Source organism: Moorena sp. SIO3I8, assembly GCF_010692325.1.
Taxonomy (GTDB): domain Bacteria; phylum Cyanobacteriota; class Cyanobacteriia; order Cyanobacteriales; family Coleofasciculaceae; genus Moorena.
The window spans coordinates 107,017-124,578 of the sequence record NZ_JAAHHW010000003.1 but is presented as its reverse complement, the minus strand read 5'-3'; the positions used below and the strand labels follow the sequence as shown (position 1 = coordinate 124,578).

The window sequence follows — 17,562 nt, the reverse complement described above, 5'->3', positions numbered from 1 at the left end:
ATTGCTTTAGTTCTAAATCGCTTTAGTTATACATCCGGGCTTTGTGTATCTATAGATTTACAGATTTACCAACTTAGGGGGTCACAGCCATCAAAAGTGACCCCCGCCTTCGCTGCTTAATTCACAAATTGATTTACTATGCAGAATTTGGATATCCAGGATCAAAAAAATAGAGCAAATACTCAGTCGTTGCTGAAATCTGACCCCAATCTTTCCGCATCACAAACACTACCATCTACCGATGCTTTTGTCAATCGACACATAGGTCTAAATCCAGATGCAATAGAGCAAATGCTCAAGGTCCTGGGTATATCCACTATAGATAGCCTGATTGAGCAAACTGTACCCGCCGCTATTTGGCTTAATCAACCCCTGCAGTTACCACCAGCCCAAAGCGAGTATGCTGCCCTGGCTCAGCTAAAAGAAATTGCCTCTAAGAATCAAGTATTCCGGTCTGTCATTGGCATGGGATATTACGACTGCATTACCCCACCTGTAATTCAACGGAATATCCTAGAAAATCCTGGTTGGTACACGGCTTACACCCCTTACCAAGCAGAAATTGCTCAGGGGCGACTCGAAGCACTACTCAATTTCCAGACAATGATTATAGACTTGACTGGTCTGGAAATTGCTAATGCTTCCTTGTTGGATGAAGGAACAGCAGCAGCGGAAGCTATGAGCATGAGCTATGGTCTGTGTAAGACGAAAGCCAAACACTTCTTTGTTTCCCAAACCTGTCATCCCCAAACTATCGCAGTGGTACAAACCAGGGCTAGACCTTTGGGAATTGAGGTGATTGTTGGTGACCACCGCACTTTTGAATTTGACCAAGATATTTTTGGAGCTCTGCTTCAGTACCCAGCAACGGATGGCACGATATACGATTATCGGGAATTTATTGATAAGGCTCATGGTGCTAAAGCCTTAGTAACTGTGGCAGCTGACATTCTAAGCCTTACCCTACTTACACCCCCTGGAGAATTCGGAGCTGATATTGCCATAGGTTGTACCCAGCGCTTCGGTGTTCCCTTAGGATATGGGGGACCTCATGCAGCTTATTTTGCTACTCGGGCAGCTTATAAACGGCAAGTACCAGGACGTATCGTTGGTGTATCAAAAGATGCTAATGGTAAACCAGCACTGCGCTTGGCACTGCAAACCCGTGAACAACATATCCGTCGTGACAAAGCTACGAGCAATATTTGTACTGCCCAAGTGCTGTTGGCGGTGATAGCTTCAATGTATGCAGTTTATCATGGGCGAGAGGGAATCAAACGTATTGCCGAGAGAATTCATCAATTAACGGTTATCCTGGCGGAGGGACTGAAACGCTTAGGTTACAGTATTAGCTCAGAACCGTTTTTTGATACCTTGCGCGTAGAATTAAGCGATCGCTCTGTGTCCGGAATTATCGAAGCAGCTGAAGCACGTCAAATTAACCTACGTATTATTGATTCAACTACTATCGGGATTTCCCTGGATGAGACAACGACGGCTGGGGATTTAGTAGACTTGTGGGAAATTTTTGCAAGTTTAGGGGAACCCAGCAGTGCATCCCTACTCTTTACTGTGGAAGAGTTGGCGGCTGAGGTAACAACTAAGGTGACAGCTGATTTTAATGAACCATTTGCTCGCCGTAGTACCTACTTAACCAACCCAGTATTCAACCGCTATCACTCAGAAACAGAGTTACTGCGCTATTTGCACCGCCTGGAAAGTAAGGATTTGGCTCTAAACACCTCCATGATTCCTCTGGGTTCGTGTACCATGAAGCTGAATGCCACTGCTGAGATGATGCCAGTGACATGGCCGGAATTTGGCAAGATTCATCCGTTTGCTCCCCTGTCCCAAACTCACGGATATCAAATTATATTCCAGCAGCTGGAAGAATGGTTAGCAGAAATTACTGGCTTTGCTGGCATTTCTCTTCAACCTAATGCTGGTTCCCAAGGGGAATATGCAGGATTACTCACTATTTGTAAGTACCATCAAAACCGGGGAGAAAGCGATCGCAATATCTGTCTAATTCCTACTTCTGCCCATGGCACCAATCCCGCCAGTGCGGTGATGGCTGGCTTAAAGGTGGTGGCTGTTGCTTGTGATGAGATGGGCAACATTGATTTAGATGATTTGAGGAAGAAGGCCGAGCACCATAGCCAAAACCTAGCTGCTCTGATGGTGACTTATCCCTCTACCCATGGTGTGTTTGAAGAAGAGATTAAAGATATCTGTGCCATTGTCCACAACCATGGGGGGCAGGTTTATATGGATGGGGCGAATATGAATGCCCAAGTGGGACTGTGCCGTCCGGGGGACTTTGGGGCGGATGTGTGTCACCTGAACCTGCACAAAACCTTCTGTATTCCCCACGGTGGGGGTGGACCTGGCATGGGACCAATTGGGGTGATGCCTCACTTAGTACCATTCCTGCCCAAAACCTTACAGTCTCAACCTTCCACTTTATCTATTGGTGCAATTTCTGCTGCACCCTGGGGAAGTGCCAGCATTCTACCGATTTCCTGGATGTATATTGCCATGATGGGGAGTGCGGGGTTAACTGAGGCGACTAAGGTGGCTATTCTTAATGCTAATTACATGGCTAAGCGGTTAGACCCTTACTATCCTGTTCTGTACAAGGGGAACAATGGATTAGTAGCTCATGAGTGTATTGTGGATTTGCGATCGCTTAAAAAGTCTGCGGGCATCGAAGTGGATGATATTGCCAAACGCCTGATGGATTATGGTTTCCATGCTCCAACAGTATCCTGGCCTGTAGCGGGGACAATGATGGTGGAACCTACTGAAAGCGAGTCGAAGGAGGAACTCGACCGTTTCTGTGATGCCATGATTGCCATCCGCCAGGAAATTAAAGCGATTGAATCGGGTCAGGTAGACCAAAGGGACAATCAGCTGAAGAATGCTCCCCATACTGCAGAAGCCTTGATAGTCAGTGAATGGACTCATCCCTATACCCGTGAAGAAGCTGCATATCCTGCATCTTGGTTAAGGGAACACAAGTTTTGGCCTGTGGCAGGGCGCATAGATAATGCCTTTGGGGATAGGAATTTGGTTTGTTCTTGTGAGGGAATGGAGGCGTATATCTAAGTCCAGAGTCAATGGTCGAGTGTGGGGAGATGGTGAGGCAGCGGGGTATTGGAGCTTTCCCCCACTCGCGCTTTGCTGTGGTTCCCCCCACTCGCGCTTTGCATCAAGACAACAGGTAATCATTTTGTTGATTTGTTGAGAGCTGAGCACTGATGGCTGACTGCTGAGAGCTGACCGCTAACCGCTAAATGCTCACACTCTTCAAAAATAACGTTTCTAAGCACGATGACGAATCACTCCCGGTAACTGGCGCAGCACATCATTTTTATATCGAGCGAATTTTTTAATGGCATCTTGATTGACAATATTCTTTTTAGGAAGATTAACAGTAATCGTTTCTTCCATTTGCCATGGATCAAAGTTTTCCCAGTTTTCAAAGTAGGCTTGCAAGTACAGCCAATAGGCTAGATCGAGCTGAGCATCGTATACAATCAGAATACATGGCATTGGTTCTTTTAACCATGGCTCTATGTCTGAGCGTCCTAGGGGAAAGCCGATTGTTTCTTGATCAGCGGCTAGCATGCTCAGAAAATCGGTTGCCTTTAGCTTGACGTAAATTTTACCATTTTCAAGTTCACAATTGGCATCATAGGTAAAGATAATTAGGTCAAACCCATAAGTGTACTCAAGCTCAACTCGTTCTACTGAGTAACCACATAAGAATACATATCGTTCCACATAATTGATACTGATATCAGCAATAATTTGTTCTCTCGGTCGTTTTTTTGACGTCATTGACCGGAAGCTATAGAAATGGTTTACTCTATAGCTTACAGCAGTTTTCAATTGGGTCAGTACTTTCGTTCTGGGTTTTAGGGAGCAGGGAGTAGGGAGCACCGAGTAGGGAGTAGGGAGTAGGGAGTAGGGAGTAGGAAAAAATCCTGTGTACCTGTGTACTGTGTACCTGCATCGCTAAATAAAAGCGATCGCTTATCCCCGTAGACAAGCGATCGCTTTTATTATTCAGAGATTATCCAATGAAAAATCCGATTTAACTACCAGCTAGGACAAAATCCACTTCATCAGCTCCGTCAGTTTGATCTTGACCAGAGGTAATTTGTTCCCCATTCACTTCAACAGCGAAGGGTGTGCTGTCTAAATTGATATTGTAATCCGTTGCGTCAGCAGTGTATCCCACACTAGCTACCATCTTACGACCCTCATCGGTATAGATGAATGCCAACATTTGGTTTTTTTCTTTCTGATTGTCGTAAGCCCAAATGACCATATATTGTTGGTCCTGATAGTCGAACATCTTAGGCGCACGAGTGGGCACATAACGACCAGCATCACCAAAGCTAGCATCGAGGAAGTTTTGCACAGAACTGTCTTGTACGATAGCGTAGGCAACTTCTTCGGGAGAGGTAACTTCTGCGTCACCTTCACTTTCGTCCCTCTCCTCTTCTTTATCACGGTTGCGGAAATAATCCACAGCCACTTTAGTTCCGACCGCACCGACTGCTGCTATACCAGCACCCATTAGTATGTTGCGCAGTTTACTCATTTGTTGTTATGGCCTATGACTATCAACGAATTATACTATAGCAGTTCTCAATTCCATAGTGTTTACAGATTCTGGATCACAAAGGGTTTGATAGCACTACTACTCCACTTATTCTTGAGTTTCTCAACTATAAATGGCCGAATTACAAACTTAGGGGGCACACCGTTATGTACATCAATCCGTAGGAACGTATGAGGAGAGCGGGCTGTTCTGCCTTTACCTTTGCGTCCGATAAATAAAAGCGATCGCGCCACCATTTGAACATAACCGCCCTGACTAATTTCCATCACTTCAACCTCATCTTTGCGCTGACCCCGCAAACTAGCACCACTTCCCCCACAGACCAGCCAATTTAAATTGGAGTCAGCATGTTTAGTATCAAGGGTACGCAAATGCTCAAAGCAATGGGCGTGTCCACTTAAGATTAAATCTACCAGTGGGCGTTTTTCCGGTAGGGAACCAATAGCAGCAGCCACCTGATCGAATACTTGGCGTAAATGGCCACGAACTGCGATCGCATCTGGCTGCTCCCATCGGCTTGTTTCCGTTGAATAGGGAGAGTGATGAAGATAGATCACTCGTCCCCTTACCTGAGGATCATGCCAAGAATCAATTAACCGTTGCTGTAACCAATCTAGTTGCTCTCGGTCAGGAGCAGCCTTAGGTTTAGAAGAAGAGTCAGAACTACAAAAGGTATTGGAATCAAGGCCAAAAAAGTCAAGCCCGCCATATCTAAAGGTATAGTAGCGATTGGGTAGGCGGGTAAAGTGACCAGGTTGGTAGCGCAGGCATCTTCCGGTTTCGGTCTTGGCCGTATAGTGTTGGTTGAGATACTCAGCTAAATTACTCCGCTTGTGATGCTGACTCAAGCAATCAAGAAAAGCGTGAGCATAGGCTTTGCCTTGGTAAGAACTCTCCCAACCTAGGGTCAACCCTAACTGAGATTTTAACCAACGGCGTAGAGGTAAACTTAACTGAGCAAATAATCTGGGCAGAAACGTCAGGTCATAGTAATCATGATTTCCTGGTACAGGTAAAATCGGGTGATTAAAGACTAGTCGAGTAGTGTCAGTTTTATTGACAGGACTCCTAACACCAAAAACCTCTTGGTAGAATTGAATAAATTTCTCCAAATAAAACTCACCCGACCCAAATGGATAAACCAGATCCCCTGTGTGTAAGGTGAAGCGACAAGTATCGATGTGGTCAAGTAATTGTTGAGCTATTTGTGCTTGCAGCTTCCGTCCGTATTCCGTGTCTGAATCCGTATCCCCAAGAACTAGAAACGAAAAGTCTGGACGTTCATTGTGACCATCATCAAGGACTAACTGAGTTTGGTCAATTCCCTGATTGATAATCCCAGGATTACCCCAGCATAAGCACTGGTTGATTGTAGCGATTTTAGTAGCAATGGGCGGGTCATAGATGAACTTCATAAGTTTTTTTAGGCTGACAGAGAGTTTGGGGAGTTAATTGAACAATGTCGGGGTAAGGTTCTCCTCCTCATCCATATCCTGTTGTTGAGGATTGCCTTTGTAACCAGATTTGTAGTACTCGTAAAGGCCAAGATATTCATCTTTAACACCATTAGCAACAATCCCTAAAACTTTAATTTGAGACAGTTTCAGATTCTCAAGAGCTTGGGTCAGAGCAGAACGATCTGTTTTCCCAACGCGAGTTACCAGAATCAACCCATCAGTACGAGGAGTAAGCAAGCTAGTGTCCGCTAATCCCAAAACTGAGGGAGTATCATAAATCACCAGGTCAAACGTTTCGTGGAAACCTGCCATCAATTGTGCCATTTTCTGGGAAGAGATCAGCTTGGTAGGATCTGAGGGAAGTTGACCTGCGGTTAGGACTGATAAGCCAGCTACAGGTAAATTGTCCTCAATTACGTCTGAAGGGGATAGGGTTTGTAAAATTAAATTGCTTAATCCACACTGGTTGGGTAACTCCAATCTTGGATGAACTTGGGGTTTACGCATATCTGCATCCACTAATAACACCTTTTTTCCCATCGCTGCGGCTGTTTGAGCCAGGAAAACCGCAATGGTTGACTTCCCATCTCTAGGCAGAGCTGAACTGATTGCCATAGAACGGATTGGGCGGTCTGAACTCAGTAATTGAATATTGGTATTGAGTATTCGTAGAGCTTCCAAAAAGTGTGAGGATTGGGAGTCCCCATAATAGATGTAAGGCGTTGATTTTTGCTTCAAAGCTGGTATTAGCCACGTAAAAGGTTTAGACAATAAACCTCCTACTTTGGCTAGGGAGTTATTACTTGGCGTTGCTGCTATTTGTTTATTAATGGGGATATTCCCTAACAAATGGAGTTTGGTTTGCTGTTTTAGTTCCAGGGCAGTGTGATAAACGTTATCTAATTTTTCCAAAATCAAAGCCACACCAATGCCTACAGCAAGACTAGCTACAGCTCCCAAGGTTATACTACGTTGAATATTAGGAGAGATGGGAGCCACTGGCCGAACTGGGGCTTCAATTACTTCCCAAGGAATCTCGGTTTGGGCGGCTTCGATTTGCAACGTTTCCCAGGTAGCCCGAAAACGGTTTAACCCTTCAGTAGCAAGTTGTATTTCTAGCTGTAAGTCGCTATATTGTCTGGTTAAAGCAGGTATTTGTTGATCCTGTTGTTTTAGCTGTTGTTCGGCAACTAATAAGGTTTGACGTTGGGTTTCAAGCCTTTGCACTTCAGTTACAGCTTCTGCTAACTTGGCTCCTAAAATTCGCTCTGCTTCTTGCTCTAGGATCGGCAGGAGGTTTTGCCGTTGATTTTGCAGAAGTCGAATCGCTGTGCTTTGTGGTTGGAAGCGAGTTAATTCTTCAGCAATTTGCGTTTCCACCTCTCTTAACTGACCAATAATTTCCTGATATAGTGTAGCTTCACTAAGAGCGGCCACAGCCCCAGTTTCTTCTTGTAGAGAACTAAGATTGAAGCGGCTTTTAGCTAATTGTTGTTCAAGGGCTAAGTTTTCCTCCTTCAAGGCGGTCATTTGAGACGTGATTTGTGCAGCTTTCATCTCTGGGTCAGTGAACTGATATCGCTGTCGAAAGGCTTGTAATTGGTTTTGCAGTTCATTTACCCTGGCTTGTAAAGATGGTAACTGGTTTTCAATGAATTGAATCCCTTGGCGTAAGTTAGTCTGGCGCTCGTTCAGGGAGTAGTTCAGGTAGACTTTGGCTAATTGGTCTAAAATCGTGAGGATAAGATCCGGATCGTTTCCCTGGTAGCTGATTTCCAAGATCTTAGTTTTCCCTAAGCGAGTAATTTTTAAATTGCCAATTAAGGAATCATAACTAATTTCAGGATAGTTTTTTTTGATTTCTGCGAGCACTACTTCCATGAGCTCAGGACTACGCAGGACTTGAATTTGGGTTTGGTAGTCTAAACTAGATTGAATGTTTTGGTTCCCTAAACCAGGCGTTAAACTGCCTAAGTCATTTTCAGCATTAACAGGCTCTACTAAAATCCGAAATTTGCTTTCGTAACTTGGCTCTTCATTTAAAGTTCTCGGGATGACGAAGGATATCCCTGTCACTGTTACCCCTACAATGACTACTCCTCGCCGTCGCGCTAGCGCAAACCAACGCCCTAAATCCCACTCACTGTCTTCTGGTTCTAACGACTGTGACCCTTGAGGTAAAGGGGGAAAGCTACCGTTACTACTTGGAACTGGGGGAGGAGAGGGAGAAAAGTTATGAACCATTGAGTTTCGCTTCCAATTTAATCAGGGGGATCCTAGAACAGTTGACTACACAAGAGTTGGTTGGTACCGGTTATACAGAGATATGGCACCTTCAATTAAAAGCTCTAAAATTTATAATTCAGCAGTCATTATTCAGGATTAATAATAAATTATTTTTAATTGTTTTATTATCAAGTCATTTAAATTTATATATAGATAAATATAATTTAAAACAAGGAACGTAAAGGATTCAATATTTTTAAAATTGGTTCTAAAATATTAGAGATAGTATCAGTTATTTTGGTATAACTGGAGCGACCAGCAATGATAATATCGTTCTGGGATAGCAGAGGGTTAGTTTGGGGATCAATTCCTTGTTTAAAATTGACTTCGATTTCCCTTCGCGTTAGGCTACCATCAGGATTAAAACGAATTAGCTCCACAATTTTTTCTGCTCGCTCATTAAATCCACCCACAGAAAGCAACGCTTCATTAAGAGTGGTATTAGATGGCATTTCGACTGTTCCTGGTTGTTTCACTTCTCCAGCAACATTGACCCGAATTACATCTGGAGAAAGGTTAGTCGAGGCAATTTGAGCAGCTTCTGTGGCAGTAATTTCTCTGGCAGTAGGAATAATTACTGTGTCTCCCTTTTGCAAGGCCAAATCTTGACTAAGGTCGCCATCTTGTAATAATTTCCAGAGGTTAATGTTAATCAGTTGTTCAGTGCCATCGCGAGTGGGGCGACGCACTTGAATTTCCCGCACGTTAGCTGAGGGTTTAATGCCTCCGGCGGTTTGAATCGCTTGACTAACTGTCGGGCGACTAGTACCGTTTTGTCCTCCTTCTAGGCGGTAAGCCCCTGGTCGAAAGACTTCCCCTACCACGGCAACATCAGATATTTCCTCAGTGCTAGCCAGATTAGACGCTGCTAGTTGAGCGGTTTTGGTTAAGTCAACCGAAAGTGTGGCTGGAATCATAATTACATCCCCATCCCGCAAAATCAGGTCTTGACTTAAGTCACCAGTTTGCAGCAGTGCCCAAAGATTGAGGGTAATAGTCTGGGTGATACCAGAAGGTTGAGAACGCCGAATTTTGACTCCCTCTAAGTCCGCCGCTTGGGTTATCCCGCCAGCAAGCTGGACCGCTTGAGCGAGACTGGGAAACTGGCCATCATTGACGAAAGGTAAAATGTAGGAGCCTGGTTGTTTAATTTCCCCAGAAATAGCTATTTTTAAGGGGCGGGGTTTTACTAAACTTACCGTGATGGCAGGAGAGCGCAATTCCGATTGATATTTAGCTGCGATCGCGATTTCGGCTTCTTCTAAGGTCATGCCGTCAACGCTCAGTTTCCCGACTAAGGGCAACTTGATAGAGCCATCTACACCAACCTGTTGTTCGCCACTAAATTCTGGCATCTTGAAAATAGTAATTAGAATCAAATCACCTGCACCAAGGGTATAGGTCTGGTCTATAACAGGGCTAACGGGCTCTACAGCAGGTACAGGAGTGGTAACATCAGTTGGATAGGGGGATGGTAGTGTCTGGGTAGGTTTACCAAAGGTCGGCAGAGGTACGATTTCTGTGGACTGACCTTGGGACGATGGTAGTGTCTGGGTAGGTTGCTCAAAGGTGGGCACAGGTAGGGTTTCTGTGGACTGACCTTGGGACGACTGACCTTGGGACGGTGTTGGTGTAGATTGAGCAATAGTCGATTGAGCCATAGTCGATTGAGCAATAGTCGGAGCAGGTAGAATCTCCCTCAGCTGTTCACCATTAGGCAGTAATTCCCTGAATGTAACCATAGCTAAGTTCCCAGAAGCAGCTAAGTTGGCATGGGCAAGGATAATCTCAGGATGATCCTCTACTTGATTAGACCTCTGGAACAATAGACCTTTTGCAAAAGTATTTTTCTGATACTGTTCTTGATGGAATAGCGAGTGGGGAGGAGCTGTGTTGGTCACCTGCGCCCGCACCTTGTAAACCCCTTGGGAACCCTCTTTGGCCGACTGCATCGCTTTTCGTGAATTCTTGTTCACTGTTGCCTGTTCCGAGATCCGCTGTTCCCTCTTCTGAAAGAAGTCTAATGAACCTTTAACCCAAGTTACCTCTGAGCTAAAGGTTAATTTCCCCGGAGATCTATTGGTATTGTTGGCATTTGCTACCACCTCCGATTTCGTTTGTTTGTCCACCTTAGCTATCCCTGGAGCTGGTATTTCAGATTGTGCTGTCACTAATTCTGGAGTGGGAGCACCTGGCAAGGGGAAGGAACTTTGGCTAACTGGGGTAAACGTGGAAATCATCTGAGCTCGGGGTTTTTTCGGTACCTTCACTGGAGCTGCATCGACTGTAAAGACAATTTCGGGATGATCCTCTGCTTGATTAGACATCTGGTAAAACGAGCCATTAACCCAAGTCACCTCTGAGCTAAAGGTTAATTTCCCCAGAGGTCTATTGGTATTGTTGGCATTTGCTCCTAACTCCGATTTCTTTTGTTTCTCGACCTTAGCTATTGGGGAAATCATCTCAGCTCGCGGTGTTTTCGGTACCTTCACTGGAGCTGCATCGACTGTTTCAAATCGCATTGTGAGCAAATCACCGCCAACGGAGCGAGCAACAATTCGATCAATCGGTAGTGTTTTAACTATCTCTGGCGGAATAACGGTTGCAGCAGGAAGGGATGGTTGAATCTTTGCAAAGTTTTTTGGGCTAACGGTTTGTCGGCTGAGCCCTGGTAGGGTTGGCTGTGAATTACTTTGGTTTAACTGAGATTGGGTAAGGGAAAACTTTGGCTTAGCAAACGTTTGTGGGAAAGTATTGGCTTTTGAATCTTGGGGATTGGTATCCTTTTTTCCTTGATGGAAGGAACTGACCTTTCTTGATTGATCAGTACAAAGCAGTTGGACAATAGGACTATCAAGGGAAAACTTGGGATTAGCAAAGGTTTTTGGGAAAGTATTGGCTTTTGAATCTTGGGGATTGGTATCCTTTTTTACTTGATGGTAGGAACTGACATTTATTGATTGATCAGCACAAAGTAGTTTGACAATAGGACTATCTTTATAATTCCAATTGTTACTCAGCCCAAACCCTAAAGAATAGCTAACGGCGGCTGACATGGGAATCAGTACTAAGGCTCTAAGCATAAGATTATTTTATGGACTTCAACAAACTCCAATTTTTGGACTAAGCACCTCGGTAATTCTATCAGTAAGGTTTATCGAGCAACAGAAAATTTGCTGATTAGACAGTAAAGTAAGTTATCTAAAACCAGTTAGAGCTTCGGTTAGGTTAACAACGTTAACCTAACTTTGGTTAGTTTTGTCTGGGTAGTAATGTAGAGCTGTTACCAATAGCTTTTGAAAGTTCAACAGGACTTATAGTTACTACATATAGTTAAAGAGTCACTACGGGGAGAGGCTGAGGGTAACTGTCACGGACCTAAGTTAATGCACCTCTATCCTTAATACTGGTCTTAGTGTAGTTATCAGGATTATTCCCTACAGGATTCTTTTCCTGCAATCATTGATGACCCTGCCCCGATGATAGCATTGCTAAGACGTTAAAGTGACGGTTCTTTTGTTAATAAGTAATTATACTTGATTATAGCAGTTTGACCTTGGGTAAGTTACCTCGTCCTGGGTTAATGGGATTAGGGAACAGGGATTAGGGAGTAGGGAACAGGGATTAGGGAACAGGGATTAGGGAACAGGGATTAGGGAACAGGGATTAGGGAATAGGGAAAAAATTCTGTGTACCTGATTACTATGATAAACGCTATATTTCTAAAATAGTCTCTAAATCTTGGCCAAGAAATATAATCCAATTCTTCGCGCTCACAACGCTACACATCAATTTCATCTGGCCATCTCCCCATCTGGCCATCTCGAGCTCTGGCCATCTCGAGCTCTGGCCATCTCGAGCTCTGGCCATCTCCATCTGTAGTCCACCTTTGAAGAATTGGTATAATTTCCAGGGAAGTGATCGGTAAAATTTAAACGTATCATTAATTTTAGGCTGATAATTCGGTACAAAAGTGAAGGTAATCGTGAATTTAATACTTCATATTTACCTGATTTTTAAGGATGATTACGGATTGAAAAAATTAAGTCTGTTTTAACCACGAATGGATATCGAGTGCTGTCAAAGTGGCTTTTCATTCTATTATACCTATCTTTAACCTCTGATTATTAATATTTTTAGTGATGGAATAATTTAAATTAATCCTGAGATTATCCCTAAGCTTAGTATAAAGGATAGGATAACCCAAGGGAGCATATTATTCATCAGCTAAGAGAATAAAATATATTCCTACAGTTACTAAATAATAGGCTCCGAGTAATTAACAAGTTTTGAGTTCATCTTATCTTAATTAATCATTTTTTATTTGGTAGCACCAACACTTGTGTATTAATAATATAATTAATGTAATTTTAAGTAAAATAATATATTTTTATTTTAAATAATCCTGAAAAAGTTCTTGAATTTAGTAGGAATAAGTGGCTAAAAAAATATAGCATATTATTCATAAGCTAAGAGAATAAAATCTATCCCTACAGTCACTAAATAATCGGATCAGAGTAATTAAAATGTTTTGATTGCATCTTACCTTAATTACTGAATCTTTTGCCTGGGAGTGCACTACACTCTGGTAATTACGACCGCCGTAATAAATATTGCTGGTGCAGGTGACGGATCTGGTTTTGTTTTGGATCTTAGTAGATCCAGACGATTCAACAGCTTATGGAAAATCTAGATGCTTGTATGGCTTCTAATTGTGGAAATTTACCAAGTTTATTAGAGCAAGCAAATCAGCTTGCAAAAAAATTAGAGGCTTCTCGAATACGAGCGTCTAGAGGTAATCCTAGTTCTCAGATGTAGTAATTCTTATGCTATTACACCATGGTTTCCCCTGGATATTATGTACTTGCTTTCATTATCGCGGCTTTAATTGTTTTCAATACTATTCCTGTAGTTAAAGCGGCTGCCATCAAGTATCAGTACACGGATTTACCAGCCGAGCGTAAAGTGCATCGACAACCAATGGTGCGTTTAGGGGGAATTTCTATTTGTGCTAGCACCTTACTTGCTCTATTTTTAGTATGGAGTCTAGGAGGGTTGGCTGATTTTCCCCCTGGCGTTTCTTCAGAGGTTTGGGCAGTTGTTCTCGGCAGTTTCTGCTTTTTCTTGATTGGCGTCACCGACGACTTGGTGAGTTTATCGCCCTTAATGCGCTTGTTACTGCAAGCAGGAGTTGCTAGTGTCGCTTGGGAAATGGGGTTGCGGATTAGCGTTGTCAGTCTTCCAGGAGTGGAAATAGTACATTTAGGATGGCTCAGCTTACCCCTGACGGTGCTCTGGCTGACAGGGGTTGTCAACGCCATAAATTGGATTGATGGACTGGATGGCTTGGCTTCAGGAGTGGCTGGTATTGCTGGGGTGATGATTTTCCTCCTCAGTTTGTTCATGGGGGAAACTGAGGCAGCACTGATTAGCGCGGCATTAGTAGGGAGTTTATTAGGATTTTTGTACTACAACTTCAATCCAGCTCAAATTTTTATGGGAGATGGTGGCTCCTACTTCATCGGTTTCACTATCGCTAGCCTGAGTGTGATGGGATTGGTTAAGGGTGCCGTAGCTACCACAGTCCTCTTACCTTTTCTGGTCTTGGCAGTACCCCTTTTAGACATGTCTGCTGTGATTACCCTGAGATTATGTCACGGCAGCTCACCTTTCCAGGCCGATCAACGCCATCTCCATCATCGTTTGTTAAAGGCAGGTTTGTCTCATCGAGTAACGGTGTTACTGATTTACGCCCTAACGTTATGGGTTGGCAGTTTAGCTCTAGTGTGTGTTGAGGTTCCTCGCAGTCCGCTAATTATAGGTAGCACAACTATTTTACTGGGATGTGTCACTTGGAGAGCATGGGAGTCTGTTCATGGCTCTTTAACTGATGAGGAAGTAGGAAGTCCTGAGTAGGGAGTGGGGAATCGGGAGTCGGGAGTCGGGAGTCGGGAGTCGGGAGTAGGGAGCAGTGCGACCCCGCGCTTTTTCAAAGCTAAGCGTGAACGCGCACTCCCTGGGAGTCGGGAAAAAATTCTTTGTACCTGATCAGTACAAGAATTGCTACAAATCTTATTACATCTGAATTTTAAGCATGGCTGGGGAGATGGCCATCTGGCCATCTCCCCATACTCCGCGCGCCATCTCCGCGCGCTCACTCCTTTCCCACTCGCTTCTTACTCCCCTCCTTCCTCCCTCTCTCCCCACACTTCCCACACCTCCCACACTCCCCACCCTCCTCTTGCCTCTGGCTGCATCTGCTAAAAGCTGTTTGACCTGGTGGTGCTTCAGGGACGGATTATCCTAAGCTACCCAGAAAATCAGGGCTCGCCCGTCCCTGAAGCACCACTAGCAACTCTTGCCTGTTCCCAATTCCCTACGGTGCGTTTGACCCGTAATTAAATTCGCCACGGGTCGCACCGCTCCCGATTCCCAATTCCCGATTCCCGATTCCCGATTCCCTACTCCCGATTCCCTGCTCCCTAAAACAAAAGTACTTCAACCAACTCAAAAGACTATAGGTGGACTTATGGTTCTAATTAAACAACCAAAAACATCGAAACATATGAAAGGCTGCTTACCAACAACAACAGTTAGTGAGCAGTCTCTGCGGCTGTCTGTACTAACTCAGTTTTTTCCTCCTGACTATGCTGCTACTGGCCAGTTAATCCAAGAGTTGGTGATGCAATTGGGCAAACAAGGCATAGATATTAAGGTGTTTACTGGGCAACCAGGCTATGCTTTTGGGACGGCCACTGCACCAATGTATGAAAAGTTGGGAAAAGTACAAATTAAGCGATCGCGTGCGTCTCAACTTTGGCCTCAGCGCATTCGTGGCAAGGCTATGAATGGCTTAATTTTTGCTGTGCGAGCGTTCTTGCACTTAGTTAAAAACTATCGTCGTCGTAATTTGGTGTTATTAACGACTGCGCCACCGTTTTTTCCTGTGGTTGCCTACCTGGCTCGTAAGATTTTTGGGATGCGCTATGTTTGCCTAATTTACGATTTTTATCCAGACATTGCTGTAGAATTAGGAGTGATTGGTCACAATCATCCCTTAGCTCGATTTTGGAGAGGTCTTAATCGTCGGGTTTGGCGTAAAGCGGAGGCAATTATTGTCCTCAGTTCAGCCATGAAGCAACGAGTAATAGATACCTGTCCTAAATTGGCTAATAAGGTTGCAGTGATTCACAGTTGGGCTAACCCAGATGTGATTGTGCCACTGCCCAAGCCAGATAACTGGTTTGCCCAAAAGCACAACTTAGTTAATAAATTCACGGTGCTTTACTCTGGTAATATGGGGCGCTGCCATGATATCGACACCATTCTTGAGACTGCTAAATTACTAAAAGACGAACCGATTCAGTTTGTCTGTATTGGTAGTGGCGCGAAGCGAGAGACGTTAATCGAGGACGTGAAGCGCTTAGGCTTAACTAACTTTCTGTTTTTGCCCTACCAAGACAAAGAGGTGCTGCCCTACTCCTTAACCGCTTGCGATCTCTCGTTAGTCAGTGTGATTCCTGGTATGGAAACCTTAGTGGCTCCTAGCAAACTCTACTCTGCGTTAGCTGCTGGGGTTCCCGTGGCGGTAATTTGCTCTCGGGAAGCCTACTTAACTGAGCTGATCGCCAAAGCTAAGTGCGGTGCCAGCTTCGTGAATGAAGACAGCCAAGGTCTGGCTGACTATATCCGCTCTCTGGCGGCTAATCAGGAGTTAGTCAAGTCCCTAGGTCAGGCTGGTCGTGAGTATTTATTAGAGAATTTTACTCCTGAAGTCATTGCTAAACAGTATGATCAGGTTCTTTGTGAAGCGTTGAGTGGGGAATAGGGAGTAGGGAGTAGGGAGTAGGGAGTAGGGAGCAGGGAGTCGGGAGTCGGGAGTCGGGAGTCGGGAGTCGGGAGTAGGAAGTAGGGGGCGTTGCTTAATAATGGAATGATTTTAAGAGTGAGGTGGAATGGGCATCTTGTGGAATGGGCATCTTGCCCGTTACAATTTTCGGGCGGGCAGGATGCCCACTCTACTCCTATTCAGCGCGAAGACTGACGCAACGCTCCCTATTCCCTGCTCCCTACTCCCTGCTCCCTACTCCCTGCTCCCTACTCCCTGTTCCCTACTGCCTATGACATTGACTTATGGGCTGTTTTTTGATAGTATTATTTACAGGGATTATGGTTTAATAAAATTCAATTAAAGATTAAACAATTTTATCTCAATAATTATATTAATTATCTTTATAATTAGGTATTTGGCTGATCCTTTTAAGCCAAAGGTCAGAATTAATAAGGTCTTAAAGGCAATCAGCGCCAGTAAAGACTTTACCTCATAGGTATAATCAATGCTATATTCCAGCAATTTAGTAAATTGTCCTGAAAGCTCTAGGTTACTAAGAATACAGAATTAGTGCCTAAATAATCAGCACTTATTCAACGATTTATTTTTATGTTTTTTTAAGGAAATTATCGGATAATTTAACCAAGTTATGACATCAATTATTCCAGAACTTTTTGAAAAAAAATTACTCAATTGTCCTGATAAATATAGATTATTAAGAATAACTAATTGGGGGTTAACTACTAAGGTTTGATTGACTGATTTGTTTAGGAAATAATCGTAAAATATCAGCTATCAGCTATCAGCTATTAACTATCAGCTATCAGCTATCAGCTATTAACTATCAGCTATCAGCTATCAGCTATTAACTATCAGCTATCAGCTATCAGCTATTAACTATCAGCGATTAGCGCTACGCGCACGCTACGCGAACAGCTCTCAGCTATTAACTATCAGCTCATGCGCGTAGCCCATAGGCTGACCGCTGACCGCTGACCACTGACCACTGACCACTGACCGCTAAAATTAAATACTAGCTAGTTATTACTATCTAGATCCTTACGTTTAGGAGTGGGCTTCGATGGTCCTGTTGATCTCAGTCTCTCCCCACACCACTTTTCATTAGTTGTGATGTCAACAGCAGGAAAGTGATTAAGGGGGAGAGTATGTCTATTATTTTATTTTAGGGAGTAGGGAGTAGGGAGTAGGGAGTAGGGAGTAGGGAGCAGGGAGTAGGGAGTAGGTAAGAGGGAAAAGTGAAAATAATCTTGTGTACTTGATAGTTATACAAACTGCCGTATTTAACACTACCCAAATGTAATTTATAGCGTTTCTCATAGCTATGAGGTACACAA

At 43.9% G+C, this 17,562-nt stretch carries 12 protein-coding genes; 4 read left to right on the top strand and 8 right to left on the bottom strand.

The window, feature by feature from the left end; genetic code table 11:
- The first annotated feature begins 138 nt into the window (after window positions 1–138).
- Complete coding sequence (gene gcvP / locus F6K51_RS02415; protein ID WP_293017764.1) at window positions 139–3,108, top strand: aminomethyl-transferring glycine dehydrogenase; 2,970 nt, start codon at window positions 139–141, stop codon at window positions 3,106–3,108.
- 216 nt (window positions 3,109–3,324) lie between these two features.
- On the opposite strand, the gene F6K51_RS02410 is transcribed toward gcvP, so the two are convergent.
- The 6 genes from F6K51_RS02410 to F6K51_RS02385 form a co-directional block, all read right to left on the bottom strand.
- Window positions 3,325–3,843, bottom strand: coding sequence for a DUF4365 domain-containing protein (locus tag F6K51_RS02410; RefSeq protein ID WP_293017762.1), 519 nt, complete (start codon window positions 3,841–3,843; stop codon window positions 3,325–3,327).
- Window positions 3,844–3,871: 28 nt separating this feature from the next.
- Window positions 3,872–4,054 carry a hypothetical protein gene (locus F6K51_RS02405; protein WP_293017760.1) on the bottom strand — a complete coding sequence of 61 codons (183 nt, stop codon included), beginning with the start codon at window positions 4,052–4,054 and terminating at the stop codon, window positions 3,872–3,874.
- A gap of 45 nt (window positions 4,055–4,099) precedes the next feature.
- The gene (locus tag F6K51_RS02400) at window positions 4,100–4,612 is read right to left on the bottom strand and encodes a hypothetical protein (RefSeq protein WP_293017758.1); all 513 of its coding nucleotides are present in this window, start codon (window positions 4,610–4,612) and stop codon (window positions 4,100–4,102) included.
- 62 nt (window positions 4,613–4,674) lie between these two features.
- Window positions 4,675–6,048 (bottom strand): metallophosphoesterase, encoded by a 1,374-nt coding sequence (locus F6K51_RS02395; protein ID WP_293017756.1) that lies wholly within the window; start codon window positions 6,046–6,048, stop codon window positions 4,675–4,677.
- 33 nt (window positions 6,049–6,081) lie between these two features.
- Complete coding sequence (locus tag F6K51_RS02390) at window positions 6,082–8,334, bottom strand: polysaccharide biosynthesis tyrosine autokinase (RefSeq protein WP_293017755.1); 2,253 nt, start codon at window positions 8,332–8,334, stop codon at window positions 6,082–6,084.
- A 206-nt stretch (window positions 8,335–8,540) separates the two neighbouring features.
- On the bottom strand, window positions 8,541–11,459 hold the full coding sequence (locus tag F6K51_RS02385; protein WP_293017753.1) for an SLBB domain-containing protein: 2,919 nt from the start codon (window positions 11,457–11,459) through the stop codon (window positions 8,541–8,543).
- 1,756 nt (window positions 11,460–13,215) lie between these two features.
- Between F6K51_RS02385 and F6K51_RS02380 the strand changes: the two genes are divergently transcribed.
- Window positions 13,216–14,292: an MraY family glycosyltransferase gene (locus tag F6K51_RS02380; RefSeq protein WP_293017752.1), complete on the top strand. Its 1,077-nt coding sequence runs from the start codon at window positions 13,216–13,218 to the stop codon at window positions 14,290–14,292.
- Here the strand turns inward: F6K51_RS02380 and F6K51_RS02375 are convergent.
- Window positions 14,250–14,498: a hypothetical protein gene (locus tag F6K51_RS02375; protein ID WP_293017750.1), complete on the bottom strand. Its 249-nt coding sequence runs from the start codon at window positions 14,496–14,498 to the stop codon at window positions 14,250–14,252. The two genes, F6K51_RS02380 and F6K51_RS02375, sit on opposite strands and share 43 nt — an antisense overlap.
- Before the next feature lie 407 nt (window positions 14,499–14,905).
- On the opposite strand from F6K51_RS02375, the gene F6K51_RS02370 reads away from it, so the two are divergent.
- Window positions 14,906–16,204 (top strand): glycosyltransferase family 4 protein, encoded by a 1,299-nt coding sequence (locus F6K51_RS02370; protein ID WP_293017748.1) that lies wholly within the window; start codon window positions 14,906–14,908, stop codon window positions 16,202–16,204.
- A gap of 122 nt (window positions 16,205–16,326) precedes the next feature.
- Window positions 16,327–16,500, top strand: coding sequence for a hypothetical protein (locus F6K51_RS02365; protein ID WP_293017746.1), 174 nt, complete (start codon window positions 16,327–16,329; stop codon window positions 16,498–16,500).
- Between the two features lie 890 nt (window positions 16,501–17,390).
- On the opposite strand, the gene F6K51_RS02360 is transcribed toward F6K51_RS02365, so the two are convergent.
- Window positions 17,391–17,522, bottom strand: a complete 132-nt coding sequence (locus F6K51_RS02360; RefSeq protein WP_293017744.1) for a hypothetical protein — start codon at window positions 17,520–17,522, stop codon at window positions 17,391–17,393.
- Window positions 17,523–17,562 lie beyond the last annotated feature (40 nt).

What these genes read in the sequence shown, in the direction of transcription:
- gcvP (WP_293017764.1), top strand. Translation starts at nt 139, where the DNA reads ATGCAGAATTTGGATATCCAGGATCAAAAAAATAGAGCAAATACTCAG.
- F6K51_RS02370 (WP_293017748.1), top strand. Translation starts at nt 14,906, where the DNA reads ATGGTTCTAATTAAACAACCAAAAACATCGAAACATATGAAAGGCTGC.
- F6K51_RS02385 (WP_293017753.1), bottom strand. Translation starts at nt 11,459, where the DNA reads ATGCTTAGAGCCTTAGTACTGATTCCCATGTCAGCCGCCGTTAGCTAT.
- F6K51_RS02375 (WP_293017750.1), bottom strand. Translation starts at nt 14,498, where the DNA reads ATGGCCAGATGGCCATCTCCCCAGCCATGCTTAAAATTCAGATGTAAT.
- F6K51_RS02400 (WP_293017758.1), bottom strand. Translation starts at nt 4,612, where the DNA reads ATGAGTAAACTGCGCAACATACTAATGGGTGCTGGTATAGCAGCAGTC.
- F6K51_RS02380 (WP_293017752.1), top strand. Translation starts at nt 13,216, where the DNA reads ATGGTTTCCCCTGGATATTATGTACTTGCTTTCATTATCGCGGCTTTA.
- F6K51_RS02410 (WP_293017762.1), bottom strand. Translation starts at nt 3,843, where the DNA reads ATGACGTCAAAAAAACGACCGAGAGAACAAATTATTGCTGATATCAGT.
- F6K51_RS02390 (WP_293017755.1), bottom strand. Translation starts at nt 8,334, where the DNA reads ATGGTTCATAACTTTTCTCCCTCTCCTCCCCCAGTTCCAAGTAGTAAC.
- F6K51_RS02395 (WP_293017756.1), bottom strand. Translation starts at nt 6,048, where the DNA reads ATGAAGTTCATCTATGACCCGCCCATTGCTACTAAAATCGCTACAATC.